We start from the raw sequence: 22,440 nt of genomic DNA, 5'->3' as shown, positions 1-22,440 counted from the left end.
TTCGGCCTCCTACGCCGCGACCAGGTACGAGAAGACGGACTCGAGGGACTCGTCGGACGGCGAGACCGTGAGCAGCCGGATGCCGTGGTCCCGCGCCACCTTCGGCAGCAGGGCCGTGAAGCGGCCGAAGTCGACGGCCTGCACGCGCAGCGCGCCCTCGGCGTGGTCGACCTCGATGCCGGAGGTCGAGGGGTCGGCGATCAGCGCGGCGGCCAGCGCCCGGTCGTCGCTGGAGCGCACCAGGTAGCGGTGGGGGCGGTCGGTCATCAGGCGGCGGATGCGGCGGAAGTCGCCGCCGGCCGCGTGGCGTCCGGCGACGACGACCTCGATGTGCCGGGCGAGCTGCTCGACCTCTTCGAGGATGTGCGAGGAGAACAGCACCGTGCGGCCCTCGTCCCCCATGCGGCGCAGCAGGTCCATCAGCTGCATGCGCTGGCGCGGGTCCATGCCGTTGAAGGGTTCGTCGAGCAGCAGCAGGGAGGGGTCGTGGACGAGGGCGCTGGCCATCTTCACGCGCTGCCGCATGCCCTTGGAGTAGGTCGCGATCCTGCGGTCCTGCGCGTACTCCATCTCGACGGTGGCCAGCGCCCTCCGGGCCTCCTTGTCGCCGAGTCCGTGCAGTTCGGCGTTGGCCAGGACGAACTCGCGGCCGGTGAGGAAGTCGTACATCGCCTCCCGCTCGGGGACGATGCCGATGTGCCGGTAGATCGCCTCGTTGCGCCACACCGGCCGTCCGTCGAGGGTGACGGTGCCGGTGGAGGGGGCCAGGAAGCCGCCCATCATGTTGATGAGGGTGGACTTCCCGGCGCCGTTGGGGCCGAGGAGGCCGGTGACACCGGGGCCGATCGTCATGGTGATGTCGTTGACGGCGACCACGTTGCCGAACCAGCGGGAGACGTGGTCGATGTTCAGTGTGGTCACAGTCCCGCCTTCCGGTAGCGGCGCGTCAGCAGGCCGTGGCTCGCGGCGATCAGGCCCAGGGTGACCAGGACGTAGACCGCGCCCTCCGGGGTGCCGGGACCGGCCCCGCCGGGGAAGGCCGAGGAGGCGCCGAGGAACGCCGACTGCACGCCGTCGACGAGGGTGATCGGTGAGAACAGCCCGATCCAGACGACGGCCCCGGTGCTGCCCTGCACCTCCGCGATGGCCTGGAGGGTGGAGACCGCGCCGTAGGTGATGGTCAGGACGGCGATGACGGCCGCGATGCCGAAACCGCGCCGCGGCGTGACCGAGGCGATGACCAGCCCGATGCCGGCGAAGAGCAGGGAGAGCAGTGCCACGGAGACGAGTCCCTGTGCGAATCCCCCGGTCTGGTCGGTGAAGTCCAGCTTGGCCAGCAGCGCGCCGAGGTAGAGCACCAGCAGCGGGGCGGCGGTGAGGAGGAACATCGCCGAGGCCAGCGCCGCGTACTTGGCGCGTACGTAGTCGGAGGTCTCGATGGGCCGCGAGAAGTACAGCGGCACGGTCTTGAAGCGCAGGTCGCGGGAGACCGACTGGGGGGCCTGCGAGGCGACGTACAGGCTGATGACGGCCTGCATGACGATCGCGTAGCGCGTGTAGTCCAGGGGCAGCTCGTCCGACTTGGTGACGACGGCGACGGCGACCATGATCGCCGCGGGGACGCACATCACGACGAACAGCAGCATCGGCAGCACCTTGGACTTGGCCGAGCGACCGAGGCCGTAGGCGCCGCGCAGGGACTGCGCGTAGAGGGAGCGGCGGGCGTAGGCGCGGCCGAGGCGGGGGCCGTCGTAGGAGCGGTAGCCGATGTCGTGGATGCGGGTGTGGTCACCCGGGGGTGCCGCCGTGGGCTGTTCAGCCGCCATGGCCGACGGCCTCCTTCCGCTGCTCGTCCCGTTCGTCTCGTTCATCCTGTTCGTTCCGCTCGCCGCCGCGGGTGAACACCTCGGCGATGTGGTGCCGGCGCTGCTCCATGCGCACCAGGCCCAGTCCGAGGTCCGTGATGACGTCCCGGACCAGGTCGTAGGTCTCGTCGCCCGTCGCGGTGAGCAGCAGGACGTGGCCCGCGCCCGGCAGGCCGCTGCCGTCCTGGACGGTCACCCCGCGCGCGTGGAGCGCGTCGCGCACCGCGCGGGTGCCGTCGGGGTGCTCGTCGGTGTCGGTGACCTCGATCGCGAGGGTGGTCGTGGTCCGGGTGAAGTCGGTGGTGGAGCTGGCGCGCAGCAGTCTTCCGCCGTCGATGACGACGACGTGGTCGCAGGTGCGCTCCAGTTCGCCCAGCAGGTGGGAGGTGACCAGGACCGAGATGCCGAAGTCGGTGTGGACGCGGCGGATCAGACCGAGCATCTCGTCGCGGCCGACCGGGTCGAGGCCGTTGGTCGGCTCGTCGAGGAAGACCAGCTGCGGGTCGTGGACGAGCGCCTGGGCGAGCTTCACCCGCTGCTTCATGCCGGTGGAGTAACCGCCGATGGGGCGGTAGCGCTCCTCGTAGAGGCCGACGTGGCGCAGGGTGTCCGCGGTGCGCTCGCGCGCGGCGGTGGGCGGCAGGCCGGACATGCGCGCCATGTGGACGACGAACTCGGTGGCCGAGACGTCCGGCGGCAGGCAGTCGTGCTCCGGCATGTAGCCGACGCGTTCGCGGATGGCGGCGCCCTCGGTGGTGACGTCGAGTCCGAGCACCTCGGCGCGGCCCTCGGAGGCGGGGGACAACCCCAGCAGGATCTTGATCAGGGTCGATTTGCCGGCTCCGTTGGCACCGACGAGTCCGGTGACACCGGGCCCGATGTCCACGGTGAGCCGGTCGAGAGCGGTCACCTTGGGGAACCGCTTGCTCAGGCTTTCGGTCGCGATCACAGTCACGCTCCGACGGTAGTGACGCCCGCCGCGCCGGTCGTCAGACCGGAGGGCCGTCTCGGTGTCCGCCTCCAGTCGTACGGCCCGTAGGGGGATCCCCCGCCCGGGCGGGACGACGGGTCGTCCGGGGACGCGGACCCCTCTCTTGACGGCGGTTCCGGCGACTGGGAGATTCGGCCCGTCACACGGCGGGCGGGCGGCTCGGCCGACGGGCAGCGGTGTCGGCGGGCGGGTGGGGTACGTGGAGTGGTGGCCGGTCGCGCCCGCCGCCTGCCGGTGGCGGACCGGGCCGGGGCCGGGTACGCGCGTCGCGGCCGGCGATCCGCCGCGTGTGCGGCGCTGGGCTGAGGGGACGTGACGGTGCTGAAGGATGCGCGGGAGCGCCGGGTGCCGGCCGGCGGAGTGGAACTGTGCGTGGCCGAACTGGGGGATCCGCGGCGGCCGACGATCGTCCTGGTGCACGGCTACCCGGACAGCAAGGAGGTCTGGTCGGAGGTGGCCGCACGCCTGGCCGGCCGCTTCCACGTCGTGCTGTACGACGTCCGGGGCCACGGCGGGTCGACGGCGCCGCGGCCGGCACGGGGCGGGTACACGCTGGAGAGGCTCACCGACGACTTCCTCGCGGTCGCGGACGCCGTCAGCCCCGGCCGGCCGGTGCACCTGGTGGGGCACGACTGGGGCTCGGTGCAGGGCTGGGAGTTCGTCACCGTCCGGCGCACCGAGGGGCGGATCGCCTCCTTCACCTCGGTGTCGGGTCCGTCCCTGGACCACTTCGGCCACTGGATCGCCGAACGGCTGAAGCGGCCCACCCCGCGCCGGACCGGACAGCTCCTCGGCCAGGGCGCCAGGTCCTGGTACGTCTACGCGCTGCACACGCCCGTACTGCCCGAACTGGCCTGGCGCGGTCCGCTCGGCAGACACTGGCCGGGCATCCTGCGCCGCGTCGAGAAACCGCCCGCGGGCGGCTATCCGACCGCGTCGCTGCCGAGGGACGCGGCACACGGGGCGTGGCTGTACCGGGACAACGTACGGGCCCGGCTGCGCCACCCGCGCACCGACGCGTACGCCCACGTGCCCGTACAGCTGGTCACGCCCCTGAAGGACGCCTTCCTGTCCGAGCGGCTCTCCGACGGACTGGAGCGGTGGGTGCCGCGGCTGACCCGGCGCACGCTGCCGGCCCGGCACTGGGTTCCGCGCACCCGGCCCGACCTGCTGGCCGGCTGGATCACGGAGTTCGTCACGGCCGTGGAGGACGGCCGGCCGGAGACGACGGCGAACGGGAAGCACGCCGACCGCTTCGGCGGGCAGCTGGTCCTGGTCACCGGCGCGGGAAGCGGCATCGGGCGGGCGACGGCCCTCGCCTTCGCGCGTGCCGGGGCCCGTGTGGTGGCCGTCGACCGGAACGCCGGGGCCGCGGCGCGCACGGCGGAGCAGGCCCGGAACGCCGGGGCCGCGGCCGCCTGGGCGGAGACCGCGGACGTCTCCGACGGACAGGCCATGGAGGAGCTGGCCGCGAGGGTCACCGCCGAGCACGGCGTGGTGGACGTCCTGGTGAACAACGCCGGTATCGGTCTGGCGGGCTCCTTCTTCGACACCACCCCGGAGGACTGGAGGAAGGTCCTCGACGTCAACCTGTGGGGTGTCGTCCACGGCTGCCGCCTCTTCGGCCGGCGGATGGCCGAGCGCGGCCAGGGCGGCCACATCGTCAACGTGGCGTCGGCGTCGGCGTACCAGCCCTCCCGGGTGCTGTCCGCCTACAGCGCCTCCAAGGCGGCGGTGCTGATGCTGAGCCAGTGCCTGCGCGCCGAGCTGACCGGCCGGGGCATCGGCGTGACGGTGGTGTGCCCGGGTTTCGTCGCCACCGGCATCACCTCCACCGCGCGCTTCACCGGGACCGACGGCGAGGAGGAGGCGCGGCGCCGGAGGCGGGTGGCACGCCTGTACGGGCTGCGCGGCTACCCGCCGGAGAAGGTCGCCGACGCGATCCTGGACGCGGTCGCACGCGACAGGGCCGTCGTGGCCGTCACGCCCGAGGCGCGGGGCGCGCGCCTGCTGTCCCGGTTCCTGCCGGGGGTGTCACGGGCGGTCGCGCGGGTGAAACCGCCCCTGTGAGGAGGGGCCGGTGATCCCGTCGGCGGCCGGGCCTCGGTCTTCACATGAGCCGGGTCGGCCCGGCGTTGCCGTCCTCACCGCCCCCTTCCCTCCCCGCACGGCACCGTGGTCCGCGGCCCGGCAGTGACGCCTGTTTCACGTGGAACGACCTCGGGCGCTTAGGCTCGAGCGCATGAGTCTGCGCCTGAGCACCGTGATCCTCCCGTACCGCCGCTGGCACGAAGGCGGCCGTTCGGCCTGGACGCGTGCCGAGCAGCTCGGTTTCCACGCCGCGTACACCTACGACCACCTGTCCTGGCGCAGCTTCCGCGACGGCCCCTGGTTCGGTGCCGTCCCGACGCTCACCGCCGCCGCGGCCGTCACCGACCGGATGCGCCTGGGCACCCTGGTGACCTCCCCGAACTTCCGGCACCCGGTGACCCTCGCCAAGGAGCTGATCTCCCTCGACGACATCTCGGCCGGCCGGGTCACGCTGGGCATCGGCGCGGGCGGCACCGGCTTCGACGCCACCGCGCTCGGGCAGGAGCCGTGGGCGCCCCGCGAGCGGGCCGACCGGTTCGCCGAATTCGTGGGCCTTCTCGACCGGCTGCTGTCCCAGGACGCGGTGTCGTACGAGGGGGACTTCTACGCGGCGCACGAGGCGCGCAACATTCCCGGGTGCGTGCAGCGGCCCCGGCTGCCGTTCGCGGTGGCCGCCACCGGGCCGCGCGGGCTGCGGCTCGCCGCGCGGTACGGGCAGGCGTGGGTGACCACCGGCGACCCCAAGCTGTACGAGGACGGCACCCCCGAGCAGTCGGTCCGGGCCCTGCGCGGCCAGGTCGAACGGCTGGCCGACGCCTGCGCGGAGGCCGGCCGTGACGTGGCCGGGCTCGACAAGGTCCTGCTCACCGGGTTCACGCCGGACCGGGGCCGGCCGCTGGAGTCCCTGGACGCGTTCGTGGACTTCGCGGGCCGGCATCGGGAGGTCGGTTTCACGGAGATCGTGGTGCACTGGCCGATCCCGGAGTCGGACTTCGCCGCCGACCGGAAGGTCTTCGAACAGATCGCCATGGAGGCTCCGGCGCAGCTGTGCTGAACCGCAGGCCGGCACGGGCTGCGGCCGTCCCCGGCGGCGACCGGCCGGGTCCCGGCGGCGGGCGGTACGGGAAGAGGGGTACCTCACAGATGTGCGGGCTTCCGCACGGGCGTGCAGGCATATGCGGAACAATGACCGGGTGACCTCAGCGACTCGACACCCGGAGACACCGACCCCCATCACCCCCCCGCGGCTGATCGCGACCGACCTCGACGGCACGCTGCTGCGGGACGACAAGTCGGTCTCCCCGCGCACGGTCGCCGCGCTGGCCGCCGCCGAGGAGGCCGGCATCGAGGTCTTCTTCGTCACCGGCCGCCCGGCCCGCTGGATGGACGTCGTCAGTGACCACGTCCACGGCCATGGCCTCGCCATCTGCGGCAACGGCGCGGCCGTCGTCGACCTGCGCGGCGGCCCCGGCGCCCATCGGTTCGTGAAGGTGCGGGAGCTGGCCCGGAAGAACGCGCTGGACACCGTACGGCTGCTGCGCGAGGCGGCGCCGGGGACGGTATACGCGGTCGAACAGACGTACGACTTCAACCAGGAGCCGGAGTACCCGAGGCTGCACGTGGAGGTCCCCGACGTGCTCGCACCCGCCGAGGAACTCCTCGGCCCCGACGGCCCCGCCGCGGACGACCCCGTCCTCAAGATCCTCGCCTTCCACCCCGCCCTCGACCCCGACGCCTTCCTCACGCTGGCCCGGCTGGCCGTCGGCGACCGTGCCACCGTCACCCGGTCCAGCTCCAGCGCCCTGCTGGAGATCAGCGGCCCGGGCGTCTCCAAGGCCAGCACGCTCGCCCTGTGCTGCGCCGAGCGCGGCATCTCCCACGAGGAGGTCGTCGCCTTCGGGGACATGCCGAACGACGTCGAGATGCTCACCTGGGCGGGGCGGTCCTACGCGATGGGCAACGCCCACCCCGACGTGATCGCCGCCGCGTCGGGGCGGACGGTCGCCAACAACGAGGACGGGGTCGCGGTCGTGATCGAGCGGTTGCTGGCGGAACGTTCCTGACCCGGCGCACCGCCCCTCGCGTCACCACGTCACACCCCGCCGCTCCAGCCACGGCACCGGATCCAGCGCCGAGCCCGTCGACGGGGTGGCCCGCACCTCGAAATGCAGGTGCGGCCCGGAGGAGTTGCCGGTGCTGCCCGACCGGCCGATCCACTGGCCGGCACCGACGCGGTCCCCCTGCTCGACGGCGATGGCGGAGAGATGGGCGTACTGCGTGCAGTATCCGTCCGCGTGCTGCAGGACGACCTGCATGCCGAACGCGCCCGCGCACGACACCCGCACCACCCGGCCCGCGCCCACCGCCCGCACCGGTGTGCCCACCGGAACCGCGAAGTCCTGCCCCGTGTGCCGGTGTGCCCACCGCTTCCCGCCGCTGCCGAAGGACGCGGACAGCCCGTACGTCTCCACCGGCGCCACCCACGCGCGCGTGAAGCGCGCCTCCGGCTGGTACAGCCGCACGGCTGCGGGGCACGAACCGGCGGCCGCCGACGCGTCCGCCCGCCCCTGCGGCCTTCCCCGTGCCGTTTCGAGGGTGCGCTCGATGTCCTGCTTCAGGACCGCGAGTTCGGTGTTGCCCCGCTCCAGCGGCTGCCAGGCCGCCGCGGCCCTCGCCTCGTCGGCGGTGAGGCGGTCCCCGGCCCGCCGGCTGTTCTCGATGGCGTGGTTGATGGCCAGTTCCGCCCGCCGGAGCTCCCGGTGACCCCTCATCAGTTCGCCGGCGGTCCCGTCGAGCCGATGAGTGGCCACCGGTAGCCCGCCGCCGCGGTACCGCTCACGCGTGATGCGGCCCAGGTCCTCGTTCATGGCCTCGATCTTCCGGCGCTGCCGGTCGAGCAGTTCCCCGATCCGCCGGACCCTCTCCCGTTCCTCCTCGTCCGCACGCCGCCCGGCCTCGTACTGCCGGGTCGCCGTGGCGGCCCTTTCGTACAGCCGCGTCGCCTCCGTGCCCAGCCGCGCACCCGGACCGGAGGGGGCGTCCGTGGCGTCGGTGGGCCGGACCACGAGCACGGCGAGCGCGCACAGCAGTGCCGGAACGAGCAGCCGGGGGCGGCGAGGTGAGCACATGTCAGCGATCGTGTCCCGCGCGGCGGTGTGCGGCCCTGTCCGGCTCGTACGGCCGGGGGACCCGTTGCTGCACACGGCTCAGTACGGCTACTGCGCACGGGCGTCGCCGCACCGGCGTCAGCCGGCCGGGAAAGCGCCCCCGCGGGCCTCGGGCCCGGGCGGCCGACGTCCTCGGTACGGCGTTCCCCACCACCAGCGTGGTCTCCCGCCGTTCTCCCCGAGACCCGGCCCGTGCCGGCCGGAGCCGCCCGGGGACTCGACGCGGCACCGGAGGTCCCCCGTCCCGCCGCGCCGTCCGCCCACGGGGACGCCGGCGACGGTCAGCCGCCCCGCAAGGCGACGGTCAGCCGGACCCCCGGCCCGCCGCCCCGCGGGGACACGGCCGCGGCGGCGGAGCGCCCCGCCGTCTCACCGCGCCCCCACCAGCGGCTCCGCCGCCTCCCGCTCGATCATCGCCCGCAGCGGTCCCTCGACGGCGGCCAGCTCGTCGAACGTCCCCCGCTGCACGACACGGCCCTCGTCCAGGACGACCACCTCGTCCACCGCCGCCAGGCCCGCCAGCCGGTGCGTGATCAGCAACGTCGTACGGCCCTCGGTGGCGGCCAGCAGATCCGCGGTGAGCGCGTCGGCGGTCGGCAGGTCGAGGTGCTCGGCGGGCTCGTCCAGCACCAGGACGGGGAAGTCGGCGAGCAGCGCCCGGGCCAGCGCCAGCCGCTGCCGCTGGCCGCCGGACAGCCGCGCCCCGTACTCGCCGACCAGCGTGTCGAGGCCGTCGGGCAGGCCGTCGGCCCACTCCAGCAGCCGGGCCCGCGCCAGGGCGTCCCGCAGGTCGGCGTCGGTGGCGTCCCGCCGGGCCAGCAGGAGGTTCTCGCGCACCGAGCTGTCGAAGAGGTGCGCGTCCTGGGCGCACAGCCCGACGAACCGCCGCACCTCGTCCCCGTCCAGCGCCCGGGCGTTGGCCCCGCCCAGCGTGTAGGAACCCGCGTCCGCGTCCAGGAACCGCAGCAGCACCTGCGCCAGGGTCGTCTTGCCCGACCCGGACGGCCCGACGACGGCGATCCGGCGCCCCTCCGACAGCGTCAGGTCGATCCCGGTGAGGGCGTCGCGGTCCTGCCCCGGGTGGCGGGCCGACAGGCCCTCGACCACGACCGGGAACGGCGTGTCGGGTGCCCGCCGGGGCCGCTGCGGCTCCTGTACCGGCTCGGGCGCGTCCAGCACGTCGTACACACGCTCGGCGCTCCTGATCACCCGCTGCCGGAACTGCACGGCGAGCGGCAGCCCGAGGACGGCCTCGAAGGCGGCGAGCGGCGTCAGGACGACCACCGCCGCGAGCAGGCCGTCGAGCCTGCCGTCGGCCACCGCCCGCACCGCGACCAGGGCGGCGGCGGCGACGGTGAGCCCGGACACGAGGGCGGTCAGCCCGCTTCCCAGCGCGGTGGCGGTCGCGGCGCGTGAGGCGATCCGGGTGAGGGTGCCGTCCGCCCGCCGCGCCGCGTCGGTACGTCCGGGCAGGGCACCGGCGACGGTCAGCTCGGCGGTGCCGGTGAGCAGGTCGGCCACCCGGGTCGCCAGGACGCCGCGGGCGGGGGCCAGCCTGCGCTCGGCCCGCCGTGCCACGGCACCGGTGATCAGCGGGACGCCCGCCCCGGCCGCCAGCAGTCCGGCCGCGAGGACCGCGCCGGCCTCCGGCAGCAGCCAGGCCGTGAAACCGACGGACACGGCGGACACGGCCACCGCGGCGCCGGCCGGCAGCAGCCAGCGCAGCCAGTAGTCCTGCAGCGCGTCCACGTCGCTGACGAGCCGTGCCAGCAGATCACCCCGGCGGCTGCGCCGCAGCCCCGCGGGTGCGAGCCGCTCCAGCCGCCGGTAGACGGCGACCCGGGTGTCGGCCAGCATCCGCAGCACCGCGTCGTGCGACACGAGCCGCTCGCCGTACCGGAAGACGGCCCGCCCGATCCCGAAGGCGCGCGTCGCCGTCACGGCCACCATCAGGTACAGCACGGGCGGCTGCTGCGAGGCCCGGGAGATGAGCCAGCCGGAGGTGGCCATGAGGCCGACGGCACTGCCGAGCGCGAGACTGCCGAGCAGCAGCGCGAGCCCGAGCCGTCCGCGCCGCGCGGCGGACATCGCCCGGACCCGGGCGAGGACGCCACCGCGCGCCGGCGTCGCGGCGGTCACGTCACCGGTCCGCTCCGTGCCCGGGACGGTGGTGTGCTCCCCGTCGCGGGCGCCGGACGGCACCTCGATCGGGCGGGGGACCGGCACCGGGGAGGCCGGGCGCGGGCCGGCGGCGACCGCGGGCTCCGTCAGCCGCACCACCCGGTCCGCCGCCTCCAGCAGCGCCGGCCGGTGCACCACCAGCAGCACCGTCCGTCCCCGCGCGAGCCGCCGCACCGCCGCCACGACCTCCGCCTCGGTCGCCCCGTCCAGAGCGGCCGTCGGTTCGTCCAGCAACAGCACCGGCCGGTCCGCGAGGAACGCGCGGGCCAGCGCCAGCCGCTGCCGCTGCCCGGCCGACAGCCCGGCCCCGTCCTCGCCGAGCACGGTGTCCGTCCCCTCGGGCAGTGCCTCCACGAAGGTGAGCGCCCCGGCGTCCCGCAGCGCCCGGCGTACGGCGGCGTCGTCGGCGTCGGGCCGGGCCAGCCGTACGTTCTCGGCGACGGTCCCGGCGTGCAGATGGGGCCGCTGCGGCACCCACGCCACCCGGGCGTGCCACTGCGCCGGGTCCAGCCCGGCCAGGTCGGCTCCCCCGATCCGCACCCGGCCCGCCGTCGGCCGCACGAATCCCAGCAGGACGTCGAGCAACGTCGACTTGCCCGCCCCGCTCGGCCCGACGAGCGCCACCGTCTCCCCGGGCTCGACGGTGAAGGTCACCTCCGACACGGCGTCCGCGGCCCGCCCCGGATAGCGGACGGTCACCCCCTCGAAGGAGAGGGTGCCGTCCGCCGGCACCGGTCCGGTGCCGCTCTCCGGTACGGGGGTCTCCAGTACGGAGAAGATCTCCTCGGCCGCCGCGAGCCCCTCGGCCGCCGCGTGGTACTGCGCCCCGACCTGTCGCAGCGGCAGGTACGCCTCGGGGGCGAGGACGAGGATCACCAGGCCGACGTACAGGTCCATCTCGCCGTGGACCAGGCGCATGCCGATCGTCACGGCCACCAGCGCCACCGACAGCGTGGCGAGCAGTTCCAGCGCGAAGGACGACAGGAAGGCGATCCGCAGCGTCCGCAGGGTCGCCTGCCGGTACTCGCCGGTGATCCGCTTGATCGACTCGGCCTGTGCCTTCGCCCGCCCGAACACCTTCAGCGTCGGCAGCCCGGCCACCACGTCCAGGAAGTGCCCGGACAGCCGGGACAGCAGCCGCCACTGCCGGTCCATCCGGGACTGCGTGGCCCAGCCGATCAGCACCATGAAGACAGGGATGAGGGGAAGGGTGCCGACGATGATGGCCGCCGACACCCAGTCCTCGGTGACGATCCGGGCCAGTACCGCCACCGGTACGACCACCGCGAGCCCGAGCTGCGGCAGATAGCGGGAGAAGTAGTCGTCGAGCGCGTCGATGCCGCGAGTGGCGAGGGCGACCAGCGATCCGGTCCGCTGCCCGCTCAGCCAACCGGGACCGAGCGCGGTCGCCCGCTCCAGCAGCCGGCCCCGCAGCTCCGACTTCACCGCCGCGCTCGCCCGGTGCGCGGCCAGCTCGGTGAGCCATCCGACCAGCGCCCGGCCGCAGGCGACGGCCACCAACAGCAGCAGGGGCGTGCGCAGCCCGGCCACCGGCAGACCGTGCTGGAAGGCGCCCACCACCACCTCGGCGATGAGCATGGCCTGGGCGACGACCAGCCCGGCGCCCACAGCGCCCAGAGCGACGATCGCGATCAGGAAGAGACGGGTGGCGCGGGCGTGGTGCAGCAGGCGCGGATCGATGGGTTTCACGTGAAACAAGCCCTTCGGCCCTTGGGGCGCGTTTCACGTGAAACGGCGAACCGGTGAAACGCGCCCCGTGACGGACTCAGTGTGCGGCTTCGGCGAGATGCTGGGTGCCGATGCGCTTGCGGAAGACCCAGTACGTCCATCCCTGGTAGAGCAGGACCAGCGGCATGGCGACCGCCGCGAGCCAGGTCATGATCTTCAAGGTGTAGGGGCTGGACGAGGCGTTGGTGACGGTGAGGTTCCAGTCCGCGTCCAGCGTGGACGGCATGACGTTCGGGAAGAGCGTCAGGAAGAACATCGCCACGGTGGCCACGATCGTGACACCGGAGAGGGCGAACGCCCATCCCTCCCGGCCGGCCTGGTTCGCCACCAGCGCCACGACCAGCGCGGCGACGGCCACCACCAGCGCGACCAGGCTCTTGCCGTCACCGCTGTCGAACTGCGTCCACAGCAGGAACAGCGCCGCCAGGACGGCCGTGACCAGGCCGACGCGCAGCGCCAGCGCCCGCGCCCGCTCCCGGATCTCCCCGACGGTCTTGAGTGCCGTGAACACCGCTCCGTGGAAGGTGAACAACGTCAGCGTCACCAGGCCGCCGAGCAGCGCGTACGGGTTGAACAGGTCCCCCAGGCCGCCCACGTACTCCAGATCCCGGTCGATCTTCACGCCCCGGACGATGTTGCCGAAGGCCACGCCCCACAGGAACGCCGGGATCAGCGAGGTCCAGAAGATCGCGGTCTCCCAGTTGCGCTGCCAGTTCTCCTCCGGCCGCTTCACCCGGTACTCGAAGGCGACACCCCGGACGATCAGGCAGAGCAGGATGACCAGCAGGGGCAGGTAGAAGCCGGAGAAGAGGGTGGCGTACCACTCGGGAAAGGCGGCGAAGGTCGCACCGCCCGCCGTGATCAGCCAGACCTCGTTGCCGTCCCACACGGGGCCGATGGTGTTGATCAGCACCCGCTTCTCGGGCCGGTTGCGAGCGAGGAGCTTGGTGAGGACGCCGACCCCGAAGTCGAAACCCTCCAGGAAGAAGTAGCCGATCCACAGGACGGCGATCAGGACGAACCATACGTCGTGCAGTTCCATGACTGTGCAGCTCCCTCGGCCTAGTACGAGAAGGCCATCGGCTTGTCGGCGTCACGGGCGTCGCCGCCGATCTTCGCGGGCGGGTTGAGGTCGGTCTCGGTGAGCTCGGGCGGGCCGGCCTTGACGTACTTGACCAGCAGCTTGACCTCGATCACGGCGAGAATCGCGTACAGCGCGGTGAAGGCGATCAGCGAGGTGATGACCTCGGCCTGGGACACACCGGGGGAGACCGCGTCGCGGGTCTGGAACAGGCCGTAGACGACCCACGGCTGGCGGCCCATCTCGGTGAAGATCCAGCCCCAGGAGTTGGCGATCAGCGGGAAGCCCATCGTCCACAGCGCCAGCAGCCAGTACAGCCGGGTGAGCTTCGATCCGAGCGGCTTCCTCAGCAGCACCAGACGCGGCACCTCTTCCTCCCCGGTCCGCCAGGCGGCCGGCAGCAGGAACTTCTTCCGCGTGAGCCACAGCCCCAGCAGACCGAGGGAGAAGGACGCCATGCCGAAACCGATCATCCAGCGGAAGCCCCAGTAGGCGACGGGGACGATGGGCTTGTAGTCACCGGGCCCGAACTGCTTCTGCAGGGCCTCGTTGGTGTCGTTGATGCCCGGCACGTACGACTCGAAGTCGCTGTGGGCGAGGAAGGACAGCAGCCCGGGGATCTCCAGGGTGACCTTGTTGTGCCCCTCGTCGACGTCCCCGTAGGCGAACACGGAGAAGGGCGCCGGCGCCTCGCCGTCCCACAGCGCCTCGGCGGCGGCCATCTTCATCGGCTGCTGCTCGTACATGACCTTGCCGAGGGTGTCACCGCTGATCGCGGTGAGCAGGCCGCCGATCGCCAGGGTGACCAGCCCGAGGCGGAGCGAGGTCCGCATCACCGGGATGTGCTTCTTGCGCATCAAGTGGAAGGCGGCGATGCCGACCATGAACGCGCCACCCGTGAGGAAGGCCGCCGAGAAGCTGTGGAAGACCTGGTTGAGCGTGGTGTTCTGAGTGAGGACGGCCCAGAAGTCGGTGAGCTCGGCCCGTCCCTTCTCCTCGTTGATCCGGTAGCCCACCGGGTGCTGCATCCACGAGTTGGCCGCGAGGATGAAGTACGCCGACAGCAGCGTGCCGATCGACACCATCCAGATGCAGGCCAGGTGGATCTTCTTGGGCAACTTGTCCCAGCCGAAGATCCACAGCCCGATGAAGGTGGACTCGAAGAAGAAGGCGATCAGCGCTTCGAAGGCGAGCGGCGCGCCGAAGACGTCACCGACGAAACGGGAGTAGTCCGACCAGTTCATTCCGAACTGGAACTCCTGCACGATGCCCGTGACCACACCCATGGCGATGTTGATCAGGAACAGCTTGCCCCAGAACTTGGTCGCTCTGAGGTACTTCTCCTTCTCCGTCCGCACCCACGCGGTCTGCAGCCCGGCCGTCAGGGCGGCCAGGGAGATCGTCAGGGGGACGAAGAGGAAGTGGTAGACGGTGGTGATACCGAACTGCCAGCGCGCCAGGGTCTCCGGCGCCAAGGCCATGTCCACGTCGTCGCTCTCCTTACATCGCCGTGGTCAGCGGCAGTTTGCGCGTGTATGTCACACCCATCCCGGGAGCTACCAGACACGCTTGTGAACGCGTTCACATTCACAAGCAATTATGACGTACCGCTTTTCGGCACCGGAAGGGGGGTCCTGTGTGATGTCAATCCCTCGGCAGAAAATTCAACGCCTTGTTGAATTCGCCGCATGGAGACACAGCGCTGCACGGCCTCTCACAGGCGCGCGGCCCCGCGGGGACAGTAGAGGCGCGCAGGGATCTCATGGACCGCGGGACACCTCACCGCGCCCTCGACGATACTCCGGCGACGCGGGTCCTCCGCAGGACATTGCCGCTCGCCTTCACCGCCCGCACCTGGGGCGAGGAGGTCTGTTTCGGCACGAGGATGCCGGTTTCACGTGAAACGGACACCGGTAGATCGTCGGGCGGGGCATGGTCGCCTTCCGGACCGACGGCGACGCGCTGGCCCCACGGGTCCACGCCGATCCCATGAGGTGACCGATGCCACCTCGCGAATCCGCGCAGCGTACTGGGCCGCCTCGACGACGATCCCCACCACCGGCGAGGACCCGCGACGGCGACCCGGTACGCGTGGAAGCTGCCGGCGCCTGATCCGCCGGCCGCCGACGGCTACGCCTCCTTGCGGAACTCCTCCGCCACCTTCAGGAAGATGTCGTTCGCCTCGGTCTCCCCGACCGTGACCCGCACCCCCTCGCCGGAGAACGGCCGGACGACCACACCGGCCCGCTCGCAGGCCTCCGCGAACGCCACCGTGCGCTCCCCCAGCCGCAGCCACACGAAGTTCGCCTGGGTCTCCGGCACCGTCCAGCCCTGGCCGCGCAACGCGTCGACCACGCGTATGCGCTCGCACACCAGCGAACCGACCCGGCCCAGCAGCTCGTCCTCGGCCCGCAGGGAGGCGATCGCCGCCTCCTGTGCGAGCTGGCTCACCCCGAACGGCACCGCCGTCTTGCGCAGCGCCGCCGCCACCGGCTCGTGGGCGATCGCGAAGCCGACCCGCAGCCCGGCCAGACCGTAGGCCTTGGAGAAGGTCCGCAGGACGCAGACGTTGGGGCGCTCACGGTAGAGCTCGACACCGTCGGGCACCTCGGGATCGCGGATGAACTCGCGGTAGGCCTCGTCGAGCACCACCAGTACATCGCCGGGCACCCGGTCGAGGAACCGCTCCAGCTCGACCCGCCGCACCACCGTGCCCGTCGGGTTGTTCGGGTTGCAGACGAAGATCAGCCGGGTGCGGTCGGTGACGGCGTCCGCCATGGCGTCCAGATCGTGCACGTCTCCCGGCGTCAGCGGCACCCGCACCGACCGCGCACCGCTGATCTGCGTGATGATCGGGTACGCCTCGAAGGACCGCCAGGCGTAGATCACCTCGTCCCCGGGTCCGGACGTCGCCTGGATCAGCTGCTGCGCCACACCGACCGAGCCGGTGCCGGTGGCCAGGTGGGAGACGGGGACCCCGAACCGCTCGGAAAGCTCTTCCATCAGACCCGTACAGGCCATGTCGGGGTAGCGGTTGAAGGAGCAGGCCGCGGCCGTCACGGTCTCCATCACGCCGGGCAGCGGCGGGTAGGGGTTCTCGTTGGAGGACAGCTTGTAGGCCACCGGACCGCCGGCCGCGGCGGGCTTGCCCGGCTTGTAGGTGGGGATGCCCTCCAGCTCCGCGCGCAGCTTCGGGTTCGTCTCGCTCACCGCAGTCCTCCTCGTGACCACCGCCGGCATCGAATGCTCCTCACCCTATGAGGATTCAGGGCCGGTGCGTACAGGTGCGCGGTCCGCCGGCGGCTTCCGCGGACATACCGGCGACTCCCCTCAGTCCCTTACGTCACCTCGGCATCAGGAATGTCCGCGCACGGTGGCTCACGGCGGGGGAGCACGGCCTGGGGGCGCGCTACACATACATCCATGCGCCGGTAGCTCGCGCCGTGGCGCGCATCCCCCGTGAAGGTGAGTTGGGGCCTCATCACACCATCAGTGACTTACCAGGTCTACGCACGGTGATACGTCACGTATTGATATGCAGACGGACAACTGGCTTTCACTCAAAGGCAGTCAACCTCTTTTGATCATGCAAAAACGTATCTGCCAATACGCGCATATGCGTCCACCCTCCCCTGTCGCATGAGCCCTACTATCGGCTCGCCATGACAGCAGCAGGGAAGCACCAGGTGAGCCGCGCGGAAACCTCACGCCGAGGCAGCCGGCCGGGCCGGGCAGGCATCAGAGATGTGGCTGCCGCCGCCGGAGTCTCCATCACGACCGTCTCCGACGCCCTCAACGGCAAGGGCCGGCTCCCGGACGCCACCCGCCGCCATGTCCGCGAGGTCGCCGACCGGCTGGGCTACCGCCCCTCGGCCGCCGCCCGCACGCTCCGCACGGGCAAGTCGGGCCTCATCGGCCTGACCGTCACGACGTACGGGGATGAACCTTTCACCTTCACCGAATTCGCCTACTTCGCCGAGATGGCGCGCGCCGCCACCTCCGCCGCGCTCGCCCGCGGCTATGCGCTCGTCATCCTGCCCGCGACCTCCCGCCACGACGTCTGGTCCAACGTCGCCCTGGACGGCACGGTCGTCATCGACCCCTCCGACCAGGACCCGGTCGTCAGCGAGCTGGTCCGCCAGGGCCTACCGGTCGTCTCCGACGGCCGTCCGGCGGGCTCCCTCCCGGTCACCGCCTGGGTCGACAACGACCACGAGGCCGCCGTCCTCGACATCCTCGACCACCTGGCCGCCGCCGGCGCCCGCCGCATCGGCCTCCTCACCGGCACCACGACCGACACGTACACCCACCTGTCGACCACCGCGTACCTGCGCTGGTGCGAGCGCGTCGGCCAGGACCCCGTCTACGAGTCCTATCCGGCGCACGACCCCTGCGCGGGCGCCGTCGCCGCCGACCGGCTGCTCGCCCGCCCCGACCGCCCCGACGCCGTCTACGGCCTGTTCGACCCCAACGGCACCGATCTGCTCGCCGCCGCCCGCCGCTACGGCCTGCGCGTCCCCGACGACCTGCTGCTGGTCTGCTGCAGCGAGTCCACGGTGTACGCCAACACCGAGCCGCCCGTCACGACCCTGTCGCTGAAGCCGCGCCGCATCGGCACGGCGGCGGTGCAGCTGCTCATCGACGCCATCGAGGGCGTCCACACGGAGCGGCCGGTCGAGCAGGTCATACCGACCGAACTGATCGTGCGCGCGTCGTCGCAGCGGCGCGCGCCGCGCACGACGGTCAGCCCGCCCCGGTCGTCCGAGGGGAAGTGAGGGACGCCACGAGACGCGCGGAACGGCCTCGAGCCCCCTCCGCGCGGCGGCGCGAACGGCGCCCGGCCGACGGGCGCGGAAGACACGGCACGCAGGGACGAGGAACGGGACGCGGGCGATCGCGGGACAGCCGAAGACCACCCCAATCGGGGCAAAAGCCGCAGCGAAACGGACTCTTGCTCCGATTCACCACCCCGGGGTCATCACATGGCGCGACCCGCATTCCTATGATGGGCCCACGACACCGCGGGCCGCTGCGACCAGGCAGTCCGAAGCGGTGCAGATGCGGCGCGATGGTGGAGGGGTCGATGACTCAGGGGGCCGGTCAGGGACCCGAGGTGGAGCGGACGGCGACGTTGCGCGACTTCCGCGTGCCCGCGTACGTCCACGAGACCGCTCCGTACCTCCACGGCGCGCACCCGGGCGACGCCGTTGCGCCCCCCGAGGGGCCCCACCCCGACGGATACACACCCACCGAGCTCGACCTGCCGGTGATCGACCCCGCCGACACGCTGCAGGCGGCCGTCGATCCCGCTTCCGCCCCGGCCCCGCAGCCCGCGGCGGGCCCCGGTCCGCTGTACGTCGTCGGCGACGTGCACGGTTATCTCGACGAGCTGGTGGCCGCCCTGCAGGACAAGGGCCTCATCGACGCCGCCGGGCACTGGTGCGCCGGCACCGCCCGGCTGTGGTTCCTCGGCGACTTCACCGACCGCGGCCCGGACGGCATCGGCGTCATCGACCTCGTCATGCGGCTGTCCGCCGAGGCCGCCGCGGCCGGCGGCTACTGCAAGGCGCTCATGGGCAACCACGAGCTGCTGCTCCTGGGCGCCAAGCGGTTCGGCGACACGCCCGTCAACTCCGGCGCGGGCACCGCCACCTTCCAGGCGGCCTGGCTGCTCAACGGCGGCCAGAAGACCGACATGGACCGCCTCCAGGACCACCACCTGCAGTGGATGGCCCGCCTCGACGCCCTGGAAGAGGTCGACGGCCACCTGCTGGTCCACTCCGACACCACCGCCTACCTCGACTACGGCCGTTCCATCGAAGAGGTCAACGACACCGTCCACGAGACGCTCACCCGCAACGACGCGGACGAGGTGTGGGACCTGTTCCGCAAGTTCACCAAGCGGTTCTCCTTCCGCGACGAGGGCGGCGCCGACGCGGTCCGCTCCCTGCTGGACGCGTACGGCGGCACCCGCATCGTCCACGGGCACAGCCCCATTCCCTACCTGCTGGGCGAGGTCGGCTCCGAGGACGGCGAGGACGGCTCCGGCCCCGTGGTCGAGGGACCGCACGTGTACGCCGGGGGACTCGCCATCGCGATGGACGGCGGCGTGACGATGGCCGGGAAGCTGTTGGTCCAGCAACTCCCGCTCGACGACTGACCGTTCACCAGCGGCTTTTCCGACGGCATGGGCGCGGGCCGGCACGGAATTTTCCATGGGGCCGGTCCCCGTTCTCCGTAGATCCCCTGTCACCGTGTGCCGTCACCGCTCCACCATCGGCTTATCCGCAGCAGGCTCCCCTCCGTTTCCGCCCGACAGCTCGTCAGCATGCCGAGCCCAAGCCCTGCGGAGCGTCGGGGGACGCACGTGAACAGTGTTCCGCGACAGGTGCCGAGTGAGGACCGGCAGGAATACGAACGGATCCTCGACGAGGCGCTGCGCCCGGCACGGCACCGTCTGGAACCGTCCGTCGCCGGGCAGCGGTACGACCTCGAACAACTGCGCACGATGGCGCTCGGCGGCACCGCACCCATCACGGCCGCAGCCGCGGCCGAGTACCGGCACTACGCCGAGGTCCGCGTGGAACTCCGCCGTTCGGCCACGCCGGTTCCCACGCCGTCCGCCCGTGAATCCGGCTCCCCCGGCCCGGGAGCGCGTACGAAGGGATTCGCCGCTTCCACGGGGAGGCCGCCGAGATTGCCGGTGCGGGCGCCGTCGCCGTCGTCACGGTGCTGGCGCCCGCGCTCGCCGGAACCGCCGCAATGATCTCCCTGCTGGTGGGGTACGTCCCGCGCGCGCTCGACCCGAGGCAGGCCTTCGCCCGGACAATGATCACCATCGGGTGGGTCTTCGGTGCCGTCGCCGCGGTCGCGATCCTCGCCGCCGCCGGACCGCTGGTCACCGCCCTGCGCAACCGCCCCTGCACCGAAACGGGACCGTACCGGGAGATGAGCCGGGCGGTGACCGAGGCCAGGGACGCCTGGCATGACGCCCCGGTGGAGCGCGGCATCCTGCCGTTCTCCTGCGCGACGCCCGCGCCGATCCGTACGCGGCGGGTGCGCCGCCACGTACGGCACCGCCCGTGCCGGCCGGCCGTATGCCGGTCCTCGGCTACGACGGGCCCGGTTTCACCAGCCCCGGCGGCAGTCCGGCTGTGGGGGCCGTCCGGCCGCGGGGGGGCGTCCGGGCTTCACGAACCCGGACCACACCGGTCCGGACCTCGGCGGGCCGGACCGCCGGCCGGAATGGCCGACGGGGCCGGCACCGGTCCGCCCCAGTGGTCCGCGGGGGTGACCTGGTCGGGCAGGACCTGCCGGGCGGACGTGGCGGAGGACGGGGGCGCCGGATGACCGGCCCCCCGTCGTCCCGTCACGCCGCGCCGTGCCGGTGACGCGAGGTCAGTCCGCGATCGGCAGGTACACGCGGTTGCCCGCGGCCGCGAACTCCTTCGCCTTTTGCGCCATGCCTTCCTCGATCTCGGCCTGGCTGTCGCCGTGCCGGCGGCGGATGTCCTGCGAGATCTTCATGCTGCAGAACTTCGGACCGCACATCGAGCAGAAATGGGCCGTCTTGGCGGGCTCGGCCGGCAGCGTCTCGTCGTGGAACTCCCGTGCCGTGTCCGGGTCGAGGGCCAGGTTGAACTGGTCCTCCCACCGGAATTCGAAGCGGGCGTCGGACAACGCGTCGTCCCACTCCTGCGCTCCCGGGTGCCCCTTGGCGAGGTCGGCCGCGTGAGCGGCGATCTTGTAGGTGATGACGCCGGTCTTGACGTCGTCACGGTTGGGAAGGCCCAGGTGCTCCTTCGGCGTGACGTAACAGAGCATGGCCGTACCCCACCAGGCGATCATCGCGGCACCGATGCCGGAGGTGATGTGGTCGTACGCCGGGGCGATGTCCGTCGTCAGCGGGCCGAGCGTGTAGAACGGAGCCTCATCGCAGATCTCCTGCTGGAGGTCGATGTTCTCCTTGATCTTGTGCATCGGGACGTGTCCCGGGCCCTCGATCATGGTCTGGACGTTGAAGCGCTTCGCGATCCGGTTGAGTTCCCCGAGCGTCCGCAACTCCGCGAACTGCGCCTCGTCGTTGGCGTCCGCGATCGAGCCCGGCCTGAGGCCGTCGCCGAGGGAGTACGTCACGTCGTAGGCGGCGAGAATCTCGCAGAGCTCCTCGAAGTTCTCGTACAGGAACGACTCCTTGTGGTGCGCCAGGCACCACGCCGCCATGATCGAACCGCCGCGCGAGACGATTCCGGTCTTGCGGTTCGCCGTCAGCGGCACGTACGCCAGGCGGACGCCCGCGTGGACCGTCATGTAGTCCACGCCCTGTTCGGCCTGTTCGATGACCGTGTCCTTGTAGATCTCCCAGGTCAGCTCCTCGGCCTTGCCGTCGACCTTCTCCAGGGCCTGGTAGAGCGGCACGGTGCCGATGGGGACGGGGGAGTTGCGCAGCACCCACTCGCGCGTGGTGTGGATGTTGCGCCCGGTGGACAAGTCCATGACCGTGTCGGCGCCCCAGCGGGTCGCCCAGGTCATCTTCTCGACCTCCTCCTCGATGGAGGAGGTCACGGCGGAGTTGCCGATGTTGGCGTTGACCTTCACCAGGAACCGCTTGCCGATGATCATCGGCTCGATCTCCGGGTGGTTGACGTTCGCGGGCAGTACCGCCCGCCCCGCGGCGATCTCCTCGCGGACCACCTCGGGCGAGACGTTCTCCCGGATGGCCACGTATTCCATCTCGGGCGTGATCTCGCCCCGGCGCGCGTACGCGAGTTGTGTCACGGCCCGGCCGTCCCGCCCGCGCCGCGGCTGGCGCGGGCGTCCGGGGAAGACCGCGTCGAGGTTGCGCAGGCCGCCACGCGGTGACGTGTGCTTGATCCCGTCGTCCTCGGGACGGACGGGACGGCCCGTGTACTCCTCGGTGTCGCCGCGGGCGATGATCCAGTTCTCCCGCAGCGGCGGCAGGCCCCTGCGGACGTCCGTGTCCACGAGGGGATCGGTGTACGGGCCCGATGTGTCGTACAGCGTGACGGACTGCCCATTGGTGAGGTGCACCTGCCGAACCGGCACCCGCAGGTCGGGGCGTGAGCCCTCGATGTACGCCTTGTGCCAGCCGATGGACTTCCCGGCTCCCTCGGGCTCCCCGTCGGGGGAGTTCTGCGTGGAGACAGGCGTGCGTGTGTCCTTGATGGTCATGAGACCTACTCCCTACGCCGGCATTACCCGGTAACAGGTTCGGCGGTCGACGCAGCGATGTCCGTCCGCCGGCGTTCCGTGTGAAACATCACCCGAATTCGGTGGCGTTTCATGTGAAACGTC

General features: G+C 72.0%; 14 protein-coding genes and 1 pseudogene. 6 read left to right on the top strand and 9 right to left on the bottom strand.

The window, feature by feature from the left end:
- Positions 1–9: 9 nt before the first annotated feature.
- The 3 genes from ACSU6Z_RS14870 to ACSU6Z_RS14860 are packed head-to-tail and all read right to left on the bottom strand — an operon-like array spanning position 10 to position 2,814.
- Positions 10–921: an ABC transporter ATP-binding protein gene (locus ACSU6Z_RS14870; RefSeq protein WP_437045987.1), complete on the bottom strand. Its 912-nt coding sequence runs from the start codon at positions 919–921 to the stop codon at positions 10–12.
- A complete protein-coding gene (locus tag ACSU6Z_RS14865) occupies positions 918–1,826 on the bottom strand; it encodes an ABC transporter permease (RefSeq protein WP_437045985.1) in 909 nt (302 codons plus the stop codon). The genes ACSU6Z_RS14870 and ACSU6Z_RS14865 overlap by 4 nt, the downstream gene beginning before the upstream one ends.
- The gene (locus ACSU6Z_RS14860) at positions 1,816–2,814 is read right to left on the bottom strand and encodes an ABC transporter ATP-binding protein (protein WP_437050321.1); all 999 of its coding nucleotides are present in this window, start codon (positions 2,812–2,814) and stop codon (positions 1,816–1,818) included. The genes ACSU6Z_RS14865 and ACSU6Z_RS14860 overlap by 11 nt, the downstream gene beginning before the upstream one ends.
- Before the next feature lie 354 nt (positions 2,815–3,168).
- Here ACSU6Z_RS14860 and ACSU6Z_RS14855 point away from each other — a divergent pair, with 354 nt between their 5' ends.
- The 3 genes from ACSU6Z_RS14855 (at position 3,169) to ACSU6Z_RS14845 (ending at position 7,010) form a co-directional block, all read left to right on the top strand.
- Entirely contained in the window at positions 3,169–4,926 is a 1,758-nt protein-coding gene (locus tag ACSU6Z_RS14855) for an SDR family oxidoreductase (protein ID WP_437045983.1), read from the top strand.
- Between the two features lie 172 nt (positions 4,927–5,098).
- Positions 5,099–6,001: an LLM class flavin-dependent oxidoreductase gene (locus ACSU6Z_RS14850; RefSeq protein WP_437045981.1), complete on the top strand. Its 903-nt coding sequence runs from the start codon at positions 5,099–5,101 to the stop codon at positions 5,999–6,001.
- A gap of 121 nt (positions 6,002–6,122) precedes the next feature.
- Positions 6,123–7,010: a Cof-type HAD-IIB family hydrolase gene (locus ACSU6Z_RS14845; RefSeq protein ID WP_437045979.1), complete on the top strand. Its 888-nt coding sequence runs from the start codon at positions 6,123–6,125 to the stop codon at positions 7,008–7,010.
- Positions 7,011–7,031: 21 nt separating this feature from the next.
- Here the strand turns inward: ACSU6Z_RS14845 and ACSU6Z_RS14840 are convergent, their stop codons facing one another.
- From ACSU6Z_RS14840 to hisC, 5 genes are all read right to left on the bottom strand, one after another.
- On the bottom strand, positions 7,032–8,075 hold the full coding sequence (locus tag ACSU6Z_RS14840; protein ID WP_437045977.1) for a M23 family metallopeptidase: 1,044 nt from the start codon (positions 8,073–8,075) through the stop codon (positions 7,032–7,034).
- A 408-nt stretch (positions 8,076–8,483) separates the two neighbouring features.
- A complete protein-coding gene (cydD, locus tag ACSU6Z_RS14835) occupies positions 8,484–12,005 on the bottom strand; it encodes a thiol reductant ABC exporter subunit CydD (protein WP_437045975.1) in 3,522 nt (1,173 codons plus the stop codon).
- Between the two features lie 76 nt (positions 12,006–12,081).
- A complete protein-coding gene (cydB, locus tag ACSU6Z_RS14830) occupies positions 12,082–13,086 on the bottom strand; it encodes a cytochrome d ubiquinol oxidase subunit II (protein WP_437045974.1) in 1,005 nt (334 codons plus the stop codon).
- A gap of 20 nt (positions 13,087–13,106) precedes the next feature.
- Positions 13,107–14,612 (bottom strand): cytochrome ubiquinol oxidase subunit I, encoded by a 1,506-nt coding sequence (locus ACSU6Z_RS14825; RefSeq protein ID WP_437045973.1) that lies wholly within the window; start codon positions 14,610–14,612, stop codon positions 13,107–13,109.
- Between the two features lie 643 nt (positions 14,613–15,255).
- Positions 15,256–16,335 carry a histidinol-phosphate transaminase gene (hisC, locus tag ACSU6Z_RS14820; RefSeq protein WP_437045971.1) on the bottom strand — a complete coding sequence of 360 codons (1,080 nt, stop codon included), beginning with the start codon at positions 16,333–16,335 and terminating at the stop codon, positions 15,256–15,258.
- Between the two features lie 452 nt (positions 16,336–16,787).
- On the opposite strand from hisC, the gene ACSU6Z_RS14815 reads away from it, so the two are divergent.
- From ACSU6Z_RS14815 to ACSU6Z_RS14805, 3 genes and pseudogenes are all read left to right on the top strand, one after another.
- Entirely contained in the window at positions 16,788–17,900 is a 1,113-nt protein-coding gene (locus tag ACSU6Z_RS14815; RefSeq protein WP_437045969.1) for a LacI family DNA-binding transcriptional regulator, read from the top strand.
- A 293-nt stretch (positions 17,901–18,193) separates the two neighbouring features.
- Positions 18,194–19,285: a metallophosphoesterase gene (locus ACSU6Z_RS14810; RefSeq protein WP_437045967.1), complete on the top strand. Its 1,092-nt coding sequence runs from the start codon at positions 18,194–18,196 to the stop codon at positions 19,283–19,285.
- 168 nt (positions 19,286–19,453) lie between these two features.
- Positions 19,454–20,419, top strand: a pseudogene (locus ACSU6Z_RS14805) (hypothetical protein).
- Positions 20,420–20,523: 104 nt separating this feature from the next.
- Here the strand turns inward: ACSU6Z_RS14805 and thiC are convergent.
- The gene (gene thiC / locus ACSU6Z_RS14800; protein WP_437045966.1) at positions 20,524–22,317 is read right to left on the bottom strand and encodes a phosphomethylpyrimidine synthase ThiC; all 1,794 of its coding nucleotides are present in this window, start codon (positions 22,315–22,317) and stop codon (positions 20,524–20,526) included.
- Between the last annotated feature and the right edge of the window lie 123 nt (positions 22,318–22,440).

This window comes from Streptomyces sp. enrichment culture (genome assembly GCF_964273145.1).
Taxonomy (GTDB): Bacteria; Actinomycetota; Actinomycetes; order Streptomycetales; family Streptomycetaceae; genus Streptomyces.
The sequence above is the reverse complement of the archived record's forward strand: the minus strand, read 5'-3'. Positions and strand labels throughout refer to the sequence as shown.